The organism is Pseudoalteromonas sp. TP27 (assembly GCF_056470645.1).
In genome coordinates, this window is the sequence record NZ_JARDAK010000003.1 from 178,850 (window position 1) to 192,960 (window position 14,111).

Annotated in this window: 7 protein-coding genes; 5 read left to right on the forward strand and 2 right to left on the reverse strand. The window is 37.7% G+C overall.

Annotated features, from left to right (window positions below):
- Positions 1–520 precede the first annotated feature (520 nt).
- A complete protein-coding gene (locus PX700_RS05485; protein WP_479520100.1) occupies positions 521–2,044 on the reverse strand; it encodes a sensor domain-containing diguanylate cyclase in 1,524 nt (507 codons plus the stop codon).
- Between the two features lie 446 nt (positions 2,045–2,490).
- On the reverse strand, positions 2,491–6,510 hold the full coding sequence (locus tag PX700_RS05490) for a rhombosortase-dependent M36 family metallopeptidase (RefSeq protein WP_479520101.1): 4,020 nt from the start codon (positions 6,508–6,510) through the stop codon (positions 2,491–2,493).
- 149 nt (positions 6,511–6,659) lie between these two features.
- Here PX700_RS05490 and PX700_RS05495 point away from each other — a divergent pair, with 149 nt between their 5' ends.
- The 5 genes from PX700_RS05495 (at position 6,660) to PX700_RS05515 (ending at position 14,097) form a co-directional block, all read left to right on the forward strand.
- A complete protein-coding gene (locus PX700_RS05495) occupies positions 6,660–7,172 on the forward strand; it encodes a hypothetical protein (RefSeq protein WP_479520102.1) in 513 nt (170 codons plus the stop codon).
- An 837-nt stretch (positions 7,173–8,009) separates the two neighbouring features.
- A complete protein-coding gene (locus PX700_RS05500; protein WP_479520103.1) occupies positions 8,010–9,821 on the forward strand; it encodes a glycoside hydrolase family 3 protein in 1,812 nt (603 codons plus the stop codon).
- Position 9,822: 1 nt separating this feature from the next.
- Positions 9,823–10,554: a 5-oxoprolinase subunit PxpA gene (locus PX700_RS05505; protein WP_479520104.1), complete on the forward strand. Its 732-nt coding sequence runs from the start codon at positions 9,823–9,825 to the stop codon at positions 10,552–10,554.
- Between the two features lie 343 nt (positions 10,555–10,897).
- Complete coding sequence (locus PX700_RS05510) at positions 10,898–11,584, forward strand: 4'-phosphopantetheinyl transferase family protein (protein WP_165727922.1); 687 nt, start codon at positions 10,898–10,900, stop codon at positions 11,582–11,584.
- A 446-nt stretch (positions 11,585–12,030) separates the two neighbouring features.
- Positions 12,031–14,097 (forward strand): TonB-dependent receptor, encoded by a 2,067-nt coding sequence (locus PX700_RS05515; RefSeq protein WP_479520105.1) that lies wholly within the window; start codon positions 12,031–12,033, stop codon positions 14,095–14,097.
- Positions 14,098–14,111: the final 14 nt, after the last annotated feature.

A 14,111-nucleotide genomic window follows, 5' to 3' on the forward strand; every position in this document is an offset into this window, starting at 1 on the left:
ACTCAAGTTAAATTACTTAATGGTAGTTATATTCAAGAAAATTTGTACACACTTAACGAGTCATAGCTTGATTTATACCAAACTGCATAAATCTTTGATCAATTTAACGAATTAAATTGCACTATAACGTCGTTAAAAATTTTTTATTTAGAACAACTAGATACAAAAATTTTTGCCTAGTTCTAGCGTAATTTTTTTAACGTTAAATAGACCTCATATATAAGCAGATTGGTATTACTTTGTACTTTATTAGTTATTAGCTTTTCAACTTATAGCAGGTTTTTAAAGGTTAGCTTGTGAGTAAAAATTGGCTTGGCATTAGCGTATTTACCAAATTTTGTTATTGACGATTTAGGGTTACAAAATTAACTGTAAAGGGGGTTAACAGTCACTACAGTGAGGATATTGTAATGATTTATAAGCCATCAAAAGCAGATGGCTGGCTTAATAAACTCATGTATTCTCTGTAAAGTATTTATCAATTTAAGGTAATACTGGGTAGTACTCAACGAAGCTGCACTTAGCTAATATCGGCCACTACGCACTGGTTACGGCCATGCTCTTTAGCATGGTATAGCGCTTTATCGGCACATTTATATACTTGGGCAATATCAGCACTATGCTCAGGCCAAGTTGCAATACCTATAGAGATAGTGATGTTGCCAATAGTGTCCATCTCTGTTGATTCTACTGTTTTACGTAAGCGCTCTGCAATTTTAAGAGCGCTTTGGCTGTCTTCATTAGGTAACACAAGGACAAACTCTTCACCGCCGATTCTCGATACTATGTCGTCTCTTCTTGATAGTTTTTTAATTATATTGGTTAGCGAAACTAAAGTTTCGTCGCCTTTGTCATGCCCAAAAGTATCGTTAACACGCTTAAAAAAGTCGATATCAATTTCTAATATAGCGAACGGGGTTTGCTTTAGCATAAGTTGGTTAAGTAAGCCGTTTAAGCTTCTTCTGTTATGCGTATCTGTTAAGGGATCTGTTTGGGAATCATGGCGTAGCACACCTATTTGAGCTTGTAATAAAGTAACTTCTCTTAACATAGCTAACTTTAGTTTTTGACTTTCGAAATACCACGACTTCACATTTTTAAGCTTTTCTAAGCTTGAAGGATCGTCGAGTGTATTTGCGTTATCGGCTAAGCGTTTTAGTGGCCTTGCTATAAAGTGTGCAAATAAACCAATAAAAATAAACGTAACTAATGCCATAGGTATCGTTTGTTTAACCACTTCAATAGTTAATGTATCAAGAGAGGAGAGCGTTGATTTTAATGGTCTTTGCGCCACTATTCCCCAATTAGATAAAGTAACGGGTGCATAGCCTGCGAGCATTGGCTTATTTAAGCTATTAATAACGGTTGAAGTACCCATTTCGCCATTTGTTACTGCATTAATCACACTATTATTAGTAACAACATTGCCGATTCTTAACGGTTCTGGGTGATATAAAATGCGTTTATTTGAGCTAACAACATAAAGGTATGAGCCACCCTTATAGTAATGCTGATCTAGAAGTTCATTTAAAATATTTTTCTCTTTTAAATAAAGAGAGCCTCCAATATAACCTAAATACTTACCTTCAAAATCAAACAACGGGTGCGATATAAAAACAATTAAATTATTAGCTGCCGATAAATAAGGCTCACTAATTAATGGGCGTTTTTCTTTTAACGCCTCTATTGCACCAGGTGATTGTATTTGTTGGCCTATTATACTTTCTAAACGAGGTGACGTAGCAGCAACTACGCCATGTAAATTAATAACAACAGAGTTAAAACTATCAGTTTGCTGATTTAAACGAATAGCTTCATCGTTTAATAATTTGGAGTTATTTGGTGATTGTTCAATAGTTTTAGCTGAGTATTCAAGCTGCTGAAGCGCAGACTTTAAAAAGTTATCAGTAGCAGAGGCTAGTTTTTGAGCATAGGCTAAATTACTTTTTAGCGTATATGATGTTAACTGCTCTTTTTGAACCTGATAGGTAGAATAAAAACTCCCTACCAATGTGCTCAGTGCTGCAGAGAGTGCGAGTAGCAATATAAGAAATCTTAAATTTAAAGCAGGTAATAATTTATATAGCAAAGCTTGCATCCCAAAGCACAATATTCAGCGCGTATTATACGAAGCTAATTATTATACCCATTTAAGTGTTTTTAGTTAAGATGGTTTGTTTGATTCTGTGACTAAGCGCTATGCTATGGAGTGATAAATAATATATTCCAGCATTGCATTTTTATCCTCAAATCAGTAAAACTCAATATGACTTAGTGGCGCCGAGGTTGTTTATTAAACTTTGATATATAGGTTGTTAACGGTGTATAAAAAGTCAATGAAACCAATAAATCAATGTGTATAGCCATCAAAAAGTTAATATGAGGTCATGACTAAAAACACCAAACTAAGTACATAAAAAGGCCAGAAGCAAAAGCGACTGGCCTTTCATTAAAACCGTCATGTGTTTAAAGACGGTATGTTATTTAAACTTATTTACTAACTGTTTTACGGCGTCTGTTAAACCATACTAATGGAGTAAGTAATAAAGCAATAAAGCCAAAGCTACCACCACTACTAGATTTGGTTTCTGTCACAGGTGTTATTTCAGCAGCTTCGTTCTTAACCATTACAGTGCTTTGCTGAGTAACCGTGGTTACTCCATCGCTCACTGCAACTTCAAATACAAGCTCTTCGTCTGCAGTAATTGCTGCAGGTGTAAAGCTTAAAGTTGCTGTATCAGCACCAGAAAGGGTCGCAGTACTACCACTAACTTGAGTCCAAGTATAAGTTAGTGTTTGACCATTACGATCGGTAGCTGTTGCAGTAATTGTTCCTGTAGCAGATTCAGTGATTTCCGCCGCGCTTTCGACTAAAACAAGTGGAGCTGCGTTATCACATGCCAGTGAATCACCCGCTACAAGCTCTGAAAATACAGGAGATAGCACGTTAGACATAGTTAGGTTATCAATCCACCAACCTAAGTCAGCTACAGCGCCATCTGATGAAATTCTAAAGCGTACTTTTACTAAGTTACCATTTAGTGAATCACCAAAGTTGATGGTTTCATAATTACCATATGTGCCGCTATCTTGAATGTTATTACCTGTAAAGGTTTCACGCTCTTGAAGCTCTTGCGAATCGTTTTCGGTTAGAACAGCGTCATAGCCAACATCAAATGTGCCGCCAATTTCAGTAGCATCAACCCAGTCACCACCATTAACACTAACTTCTACAACACCACCATCCCAGTCTTGCTCGATACTATAGAAATGCCAAAACGAAATTTCAAAGTCGCCTGAGTAGCCAACTTCAAACGCCTTACTTTCTACAGCTACATCTGATTGGAAGTCATTATTTAGAAGACGCATCGCTTGTGTGCCTAGTTCAAACCCGCCTTGTTCAAAGAATATAATATTACTACTGTTATCCATAACCTGAGTGCCAATGGCTAAATCAGCACCAAACATTACGTTTTCTTTTAAGTCAAATAGTGACGAACTTGCTACTTCCATATCATCTGTAACTACAGCCCCAACAGGCGCTTTTGATTCAAAGCCTATATTTACTTCAAACGTAAGTGTTTGATCAAGTGCTTCAACGATGTCATCGTCCGTTTCAATCTCAGGGAATGTAACTTCAATTTCTAATGTTTCAGCGGTACCGGCTTCATTCAAAGTAACTTTGATATCGTTACTTGTTATTGCTTCATATGGTTGAACTTCACCAAATGTAAGTAAGCCATCATTCTCAAATGTTACATCGTGATCGCTTATAACTGTCAGTTGTGCTGTTGTACCACTAAGCACTTCACTACCACGGTTAGTAATTGTTACGCTAACAGTGCTTGTTTCACCTTTATCTAAAATATTATCGTTAGTACAAAAGCCAAGTTCTGTACCGTTGTACATATTGTTTAAGTCAGCACTTGCAAATGCATAGCTAGATAGCTGTGTTTTATCTGATTCAACTACGCCTGTAAGGTCATTACTGAAACGATCTGGCGATACTGCGCCAAGGCCCATACCACGTTTAGCGAATGCGCCTACCATTAACTTGTAATCAGCAGGGTCTACTGCATAGGCAGCAGCTAAAATAGCATCACGCGCTTCAGTGTACGTTGGAGCTATAGGTGTTAATTTATAACCCGCAACTAAGTAATCTGCCATTCGAGTTTGTGCTTCATTAAAGCCATGCTCGTTAATAAGCGCTACGTAGTTCTCCCACAAGACAGTAGCCCAAATTTCGCCGGCAGCATGAGGAGAAGCAACGCTTGTTGGTGAAATACCAATATCAGCGCCTGCATCTTCAGTAATATGTCGGAACGACAATGCATTTACATCGGTATCAGTTGAATAAGGAACGCGACGAATACCGAAGTAGAAGTCTTCTACAAATGTGCCACTACCATATGCTTTTTGGAACTTATCATTACCTGTAATATTAATATCGTCTTCTTTAGCGATAAACATTAATGAGTGGAAATCTCCCCAACCTTCGCCCATTGCGCGGCCTTGGAAGTTAATAAGGCCTGATGAATTACCGACTAAGCGGTTACTGATGTAGTGACCCCATTCGTGAGCAATAATACCGTTATCAAACGTACCATCTTTTAATGTTGCTTTGGTAAACATGTTTACAGTAACAGCTTCACTAGCATCAATTAGGTCATACATTGCATGACCATCGGCGTAATTTAAACCCATATTTGGAATAGTTACAGTATCGTCTTCACCGCCCATTGGTGCTGGTTCAGCCGTATCTGGGTCATTATTAACAACGATAGTTGCTATTGCACCTGCATCTTGTGCATTTTTTACTTTAATTGTAAAAGAGCATGAGCCACGGTCTACAATTGCAATTTTACCTGCTAGTTCAGCCGCATTTATAGCTGGCTCACAACCATCATTAATACTTGTTGAATCTACTGTATTTCCATCATCTAAACGAACAACTTCTGCAACCACATCACTAAATTGGTATTTACCAAAGCCTGATTCTTTTGTTGAAGCTAAAAGGCCTAAAGAGTCATGTGAAGTTACTGTAATACCAAAATCTACACCAACAACGGCATCTTTACTGTTGTACAAGTACATTTGCATACGTGGGCTAGCACCATCAGCTGGTGTAGACATATTTGCGTTATTACGACCTGAGTTATCTTGAGCCTGTGCTTCAATCGGGTCTCCTTCTACGCCGCCACGATCAAAGTTAGATACCTGAGCTACATTTGATGTTTCATCAAAACCATGGTCATAGAAGAAATCATGTAAAAAGTTATTCATATAAAACAAGTTAACAATAGCCGCTTTACGGTTTGCGAAACTATTTGCAACTTCATCTACTTTATAAGGGTAGTCAAATGTAAAGTCTGCTGTTGTTTCAGCGGTAAAGTCACCTTCACTAAAGTCTTGAGGTGCAACCACATCTGCGTAAGCAAATACGTTATTACCTGATGTTGTCGTAGCATCATCAGCTAACCATGGGTCCATTGTGCTTAGTTTGCTGTAGTAAGATAGAGATACCATTGGCGCATCTAAAATCTCAGTCTCGTCTACTTGTCCTGGGCCATCTGCAGGGATTACATCACCGTGCGGGCTTTCCATAGGGTAACCATCTTGGTTAGCATAAACACGGTAATTAAAGTCAGCCGCATGAGATTTCAAATCTTTCGAAAAATATACTTTGCTGTTATTCGAACCTACCACATAGCTAAAGTAGTCACTTTCTAAAGAACCAACATCTGCTACCTCTACTTCAATGTAGTAAGCTGATTTAAGCTCGCCAGCAACTTCAAAAAAGACTTCTTTAGCACGTGGCGTGCCCAAAACAGTTTTAGCATCGTCTAGTGATTTAGCTTCATACGTTGCATATCCACCTTTGCTACCAATTTTACGAAGTGAAACATTTATACCCGCGACTTCATTAAATGCTTTTTTTATACTTTGCTCTGCATTAGCAAAGCCTGTTAATGCAGCAAGTTTATTTTTAGGTGAAGAAGTGTCAGCAAAGTAGCCCGAGCTTGCAACTAAGTTATGCTCTTTATCCATCAACAAGTTATATTCGCGGTTAAAAACATCAATGCCATTTATTTGTTGTTTGTATTTGGCGCTGATAGACCCACGTTTTTGCTCTGATAAATTAACCATTACAGCAGAAGATGCAGTTGCTTTGCTGTTACTGATCCCAGTTAAAGATTCCATGTAAAAGTCAGCTGCATATTGATTACGGGTATCTGCGGCTATTAAAGCCAGATCCGGTTTACGCTGACCAATTGCTTGCCATAAAAATGTAGCTTTACCCATTTGCGAATCGTAAATTGATTTTTGTCCTGAGACAGTTGCGCGCTCAGCTAAGGCTTGCTGTTTTTGTATGTTTAAAGAAGCTGATTGGGTCGCTGTGTTGCTTGCACTAACATCGAAAAAACGAGTTTGTTCAGCTGCGGTTATATTACCAGAAGTTAGCGTAGCCGTTATAACTGCTGCGATTGTTGTTAATTTAAATTGAGACATGTTTCCACCTATTAATGTTCATTATTATTACAGATAACATGTTTTTATTTGAGTGCTTTCTGTAAATGAAGTGTTACAATAATTAATATACATGTTTTATTGTGTCTTAAAAGCATTTAATTTAAATAAAGGTAAACAAAGGTAAACGAATGAAAAAAACAATTATATCTGCTCTATCATTGATTACAGTCGTGCTTTTAAGTGCATGTAATCACGAAACACAATTAGAGAATAAAACTGAAAAACTTCAGCCCAAAAAAAATGAAACTATGAAGGTTAGCAAAGAGGGTACATCACAAAATAAGGGGGCTGATAACATAGAAAAATATATGTCTGAAGAAAAACTCAATAGCATAAACTCATCGGGAGATAAGCTTACTTTTAAATCTGATAAATTATTTAAAGGGGGTATTATTTATAATCAAAACCTTAAACAGAATGGGGTTGTTACAGGTACATTAACGGTCACATTAAGCACAAATAAAATACCAAGCAATTTATTTGAAGGTTATAAAGTAAAAAAACTAACGACTCATAATTATATGTTACTAATCGAAAAAAATATCGATATAGTAACACTAACTAAAAAACTAAAAAATCACGAAGCTATTGAAAATATAGAAATATCTGTAGATTACTCACCTATAGAAACTCATTATTAATCAGTGTAATGACAAGAAAACGCCTACTTTCACTAGGGCGTGTTGATCTTTGTGGGTTGAAAATTGTTCAATCTAGGGGCTGTTTTATCGCGGTGTAAGGTTTGTAACCTAATGCTCTTCTGCCTAAAAAATAAATAGCCTGCTAGAAATTCAACCTCGAAAGGTAAATAGGCCCTAGTATCAGATACCAATAAATAGCTGATCTATTTTACTTGCTAAAACAACCCATTTATTTGTTGTAAATTTCGCAAAGGGAACAACCATTTACATCAATTTACGCCTAGAACTGAATTATTTTTTCGGCGTAAAATTTAGAACACATACTTAATGGAATTGGTATTAGATCGCAATCGCTTTTAAAGTTGAATTTTTAAAGTTAAAAGTATTTTAATAAAGGTGCCTGATTCGTAATCTAGGTAACTCAATTAGACCCTCAGTCTCACTAAGTTTATGAAAGCAAAGGTTACGTAAAAAATTCATATAATGTTATAGCTTATTTATGGACAGTAACGTCATTTCAGAAGCTTTATCTAGCCTAATAAAACATGCTAATAATTTAAGTACAAGAGATAAATATAATCCAATTTTAAAGCCTCTTAAAAACCAATTAAGGTAGATGAAAAAATTTATAAAACTGTTATCACTCCCGCTACTGAATGATGTTTTAAGAATGCACAATAGTATTAAATAGATAAATATCTGTGAAGCGAAGGCTATTTTGCAGTTACGTCTAAAAGTCGATAAGCTGCATGCACTTTTATACTTTATTTAGCTTTGGAGAGCGTTTTGCTAAATAAGCATGTTATATCGTCTATCGTTTTTTTATCTGGGTGTTTAATGCCGTTACAATCTTCTTTCGCTAAATCAACACTTTCTCTTGAACAGCAGCTTGGTCAAAAGTTAATACTCGACTTTCGTTACTACTGTGAGCAAGGTGCGAGTAAACAATGCCGAACGCCAATGACTAGTTTGCCAAGTGAGTTAGCAAACATAGTGACAAAGTATAATATTGGTGGGGTTATTTTATTTTCAGAAAATACTCAATCAATAGAGCAAACTATTACGCTTAATAGCCAATTGCAAACAGCTGCAAGTAAGTCTAGTAGTAAGCTGCCTTTATTTATATCAATAGATCAAGAAGGTGGACGTGTAGCACGTTTACCACGCGATGTTGCCACGTCATTTACCGGTAATATGTCCATTGGTGCAACCTATAAAAAACACGGTACAAGCTTTGCGACAAAAACAGCAACAGTAATAGCTAAAGAGTTAAATTCGCTGGGTATCAATGTAAACTACGCGCCCACAGTTGATGTAAATATGAATCCCGATAACCCTGTTATTAACGTACGTTCGTTTGGTGAAAACCCAGCACTAGTTAGTAAATTAGGCACAGCTCAAGTTGCAGGGTTTGAAAACAACGGCGTTATTACTTCGTTAAAGCACTTTCCTGGTCACGGCGATACAAACGTAGATAGCCATACAGGTTTGCCTCAAGTAAACCATGTAAAAGAAGTTATTTACGAGCAAGACTTAGCACCGTTTAAACATATTATCGCCAAGCAAAACCCAGGCATGATAATGACGGCGCATATTCAATATCCCGCGCTCGATAGCACAACGTTTGTAAGTGTTAATGGCAAAACTATGATAAAACCGGCAACAATGTCGCGCGCAATCATTACTGATATTTTACGTGGTGAGCTTAATTACCAAGGTGTTGTAGTAACAGATGCGCTTGATATGGCTGGTATTAGTAACTTTTTCACACCAATTCAAGCGGTAATTAATACGTTTGCGGCTGGGGCTGACATTGCCCTAATGCCCGTTGAAATTAGAACACCCGATGACTTTAATAAGCTCGACGACCTTATTAAAGAGCTTGTTGCAGCGGTTAAATCAAAACAACTTGATGAGCAAGAAATCGCACAATCTGCGATGCGTATTACCTCTCTTAAAAATAAATTTAGATTAAGCACTAATTTTGACCCTATTACCGCGCTTACAGAAGCTAAGCAGGTTATTGGCAGTGCAGCACATCGTAAAATAGAAGCGCAACTTGCTGTAGAGGCAATAACGCAGGTTAAAAATAATAACAGTACTTTGCCGCTTAATTTAAAAGCAGGGAGTAATGTTCATATTATTATGCCCGACACGCGTAAATGTATGGCAATGCAGCAAGCAATTGAAGCTACCAGCCAGCAAAAATACACCTATAGCTGTAGTAGCTTACAAGGGTTCGACCCTGCACTCGCAAAAACACAAATACACGCCGCTGATGTAGTTATAGCTGGCAATGCAACGCCTAATCAAAGTGCGGTAGAAATTGGCGGTATGGATGATTTAAAAGACGATCCTAATTTTGCACTTAATAATGCAGAGCAACCAAAAGCACTTGAGTCATTATTAAATATGACAAAAGAGAAAAATAAAAGCACTGTGTTTATAAGCTTAAGAGCCCCTTACGACATTGCTAAATTTGGTAATTATGCAAATGCTGTACTTGCATCTTACGCATATAATATTGATGTAGATAAAAACGATATTGTATCTGGGCCTGCTTTTACCGCCCTTGCAAAAGTGTTACTTGGTGAAGCACCTGCTAATGGCGTGCTACCTGTTACTATAAAATCGCAAAAGGCGCACTAATATGAAACTTAATTGTGATTTAGGCGAAAGCTTTGGCGCGTGGAAAATGGGGCTAGACGATGACGTAATGCCACATATTGATATGGCTAATATTGCCTGTGGATTCCACGCTGGTGATGCTGATGTAATGGCAAGTACGCTGCTGCTTGCCAAACAGCATAATGTTCAAATTGGTGCTCACCCAAGTTACCCCGATAAGCAAGGCTTTGGTAGGCGCTCAATGAATCTTAGCGAAAAAGAGCTTACAAACTGCCTGCATTATCAAATTGCAGCGGTTGAAGGTATGGCAAAAGTGCAAGGTTTAACACTTAGCTATGTTAAACCCCATGGCGCACTTTATAACGACATGATGGCTGATGAAACAATATTAAACACTGTCATGCATGCCATTGCCATCTACCCAACCCCATTAAAGCTCATGCTACTTGCAACAGCTAAAGCACAAAGCCATCAGCAACTTGCCAAAACATACCAATTAACATTAATTTTAGAAGCCTTCGCGGACCGTCAATATACCGATGCAGGACTGTTAGTATCGCGGAATATTCCTGGTAGCGTGCATAATAAATCGGCACTGATTGCGCAAGTAAAACAATTGTTAACTACAGGCTGTGTAACAACTCAATCGGGAAAGGTATTACCTTTACATGCTGATAGTTTATGTGTGCATAGCGATAACGAAGCAAGCATTGCCCTTATTCAGGAGATCAAAGCTCTGTGCCAAACTCGTTAAACACTCAAAAACTAAGTAACCTGACTCTGGTTAAGAGATTTACTGCGTATTGAACCATGGTGATATTTAACTTTATTTTCTCTAGCCAGAGATTCTCAGTGAAAAAAAGACGAATTTACGCGTCAATAGCAGGCCTATTGCAAGTAAATTCAACGCAGTTAGCGCTGAAAATAGCTGCTCGATATAGATTTATTATCCAGAGTTCAGGTTAATTAATCATGCATATTGTACATTACGCAATGAGCTTAAGCTCAGCACAGGTCATAAACTTTACTTTATTTATTATATTTTTAACGTACCATTAAAGTGCTACTCTTAATTTTAGGAAAAATGCAAATAGCATATGGAACTTTCCCCTTATACTCAGTTTACACCCTACCTTAGCCACAGCACTTTTTGTTGTAAATTTGATAGTAACCACTTTATTGATAGTGACTTTTCGAGTTATCAGATTTTTTCACCGCTGCAACTTCAAAAAGCAGTCACAAAACGAAAGGCCGAGTATTTGGCTGGCCGATTTTGTGCGAAAAAAGTACTAAACGCACTCGGTATTTCCTCTTTTGATATTCTTTCTGGCAATGATCGCGCGCCGATATGGCCTGATAAAGTTATCGCTAGTATTACCCATACTCAAGGGATTGCAATGGCAATGGCCTCTCAGCGCACAGATATCGCTGGCATTGGTATTGATATCGAACAGCTAATGAGCGCAAAACAAGAGCGAGAGCTACAAGAACAAATTTTGCACCCTAATGACTATCCTCAGTTTAGATTGTTCGCAGAGCAGGTATCACACCCGTTAACCATTATCTTCTCAGCAAAAGAAAGTATTTTTAAAGCTTTGTACGCAAGTGTGAAACAATTTTTTGGCTTTGAAGCGGCTACGCTCATTGCCTTTAATGAACAACAACTGCAATTTAAAATAACCCAAGCACTTTCACCGCAAGTGCCTAAAGACACTTACTTAACCGTATTTTACCAATGTGACAAAAATATAGTGCTCACAGAGTGCGAATTCAAAAATTCCTAGTTATACCAACCTGCATAAACCTTTGAGCAATTTAACGAATTAAATTGCACTATACGTCGTTAAAATTTTTATTTGAAACAAATAGATAAAAAATTTGTCTAGGACCTGTTTATCTTTCGAGGTTAAATTTCAGCCGTATGCTTGGTATTTAGGCAAGGCTGAGCTTATGTAGTGTGGTTATTCCCCATAAATAGGCGATAACGTTGAATAAATGCCAAATATGCGCTGCCAGTAGGGTAACGCAGGAGCCGTTACCAAGCTCACTAGATTACAAACCTCACGCCGCGATTAAATCGCCCTAGATTGAAATAACAGCCAAACCACCTCTCTACTGATTAACAATTAAGTTAAAAATACAACATTAATTAACTTTATTGTTGTATTTTAATACAATTGAATATAGTATTGAAAACAATTATCATTTACATTTGCAGAAAGGAATACCTGTGAAATTTAAGGATGTTTTAATCCCCCTAGCAGCACTTACATCTACTACAGCTTTAGCTAATTCTGATAACGATGACGCAGTGGATCAAATGACCGTTATTGAAGTTACTGGAGAGTTATTATCAAGAAGTCTACTACAAAGTGGTAATAGCGTTGTTGTTTTCGATAGTAAAGAACTTGAAAGCCGCCCCGAATTAAGAACAGTAAGAGACGTACTAAGCGAAATTCCAAACATCACAATGGTCACTGGTACTGGTAAAGCTCCAACAGTAAGGGGTATTGATGGTACTGGAGCCGCAGAAAACGCGAATGCATTTTTTGCAGGCAGCAGAGCACGCTTAAACTGGCAAATTGATGGTCGTTCAGCTACTTATAACGAAATAGTTTTTGGCGATTTAGGTATTTGGGACCTTGAACAAATTGAAGTTCTCAGAGGGCCACAAAGTACTTTAGCTGGGCGTAATGCAATAGCAGGTACAATACGCGTAGAAACACAAGATCCGACGTTTGAACAAGAGTTCACAATTCGTGCTGAAGGCGGGAATTTAGACCAAAAACGACTTTCAGCTATTTATAATCAACCTCTTTCTGAGCAGTTTTCCTTACGAATTGCAGCAGATCAATTTGAACGTAGTTCATCTGTTGATTATGAATCTTACCCTGGTGTTAAAGACCCAGCTGACATGGAAGGCCGTGCAATTAGAGGGAAATTACTTTATGAGGGCGATGACAAATACGGTACACGCGTTGTTGTCACACTAACCGATAACAAATACAGTGGTCCAAATAGTGAAATCATTGATTATCCATTTGATCAGCGTCGTTCTAACTTTCCGCAACAACCCGTTCATGTTACGCATACTAAAAGCTTAGGCATTGAATACAGCGCATCATTAACTCAACAACTACAGTTAGAGGTAACGGCTTCAGCAACAGACTTTAATTTTGAACGTAAATCTACGCCAGATGGTTCTAAAGCGAATATTGATAACAAAGAGTTTGTGATAGAACCTCGTTTACGCTATCAAGGTGATAACGGCGAACAATGGGTTATTGGTAGTCGCTACTACACTTCAAAACAAGATGATTGGATCCAATTCATTGTAAAACAAAGCTTTACTGATGATTCAGATAATTTTGCAATTTACTCTGAGGGTGCCCTCCCATTTAGTGACAAATTTGAGCTAACGGCAGGTTTACGCTACGAAAAAGAAAATCGCAAACGTGAAGGCGGTGATCCTGATAGAGCGATTGCAAAAATAGAATCTGATAACGACTACAGTGCCTTATTACCTAAGCTTGGGCTCAGCTACCAAGTAAGTGATACGCATATTGTCGGTTTACAATTATCTCGCGGGTATAATGCAGGCGGCGGCGGCATTTCCTTTGGCGCACCAATTGTTAACTATGAATATGATGAAGAGTACGTAAACTCTTTAGAAATCTATGGTCGTCAGCAATGGGCTAATAACAGTATAAGCACATCTCAAAACCTGTTTTATTCGCAATATACAGACATGCAACTACCTTTTGATTTAACACCTGAAAACTCACGTGATGAAGCTTATGTAGTTAGAAATGCAGACGAAGTAACTACTATTGGTTTTGAATTTAATGCCGATTGGCAGATTAATGATCAGTTCAATCTTTATGGTGGTTTTGCACTGTTAGATTCTGAGATCACTGATTATCCAAACTCAGGCCTAGAAGGGAACTCATTACTTACGGTTCCTTCTGCTTCTATGAAATTAGGGATCACATGGCAATCAAATAATTGGGTTGTTAACGTTAGTGGCCAGTACACTGATGGCTGGTATACCAGTATTTCAAACGATGAAGGCGGTAAAACAGACGCTTTTGCGACCTTTGATACAAGTTTGAACTACGTTATCTCTGAGCAAGCTAAAGTGTATCTTTCAGTACGTAATATTTTTGATGAAGATGCTCCTGTTGCATTGTATCCAGGTACAGCACCTGCTGATAGCAATGAACCTGATACTAACTTTGATACAGCAGTATTGACCCAACCAAGAACTATTAGTGCGGGCATACAGTATACATTCTAATCAATCAGATTTTT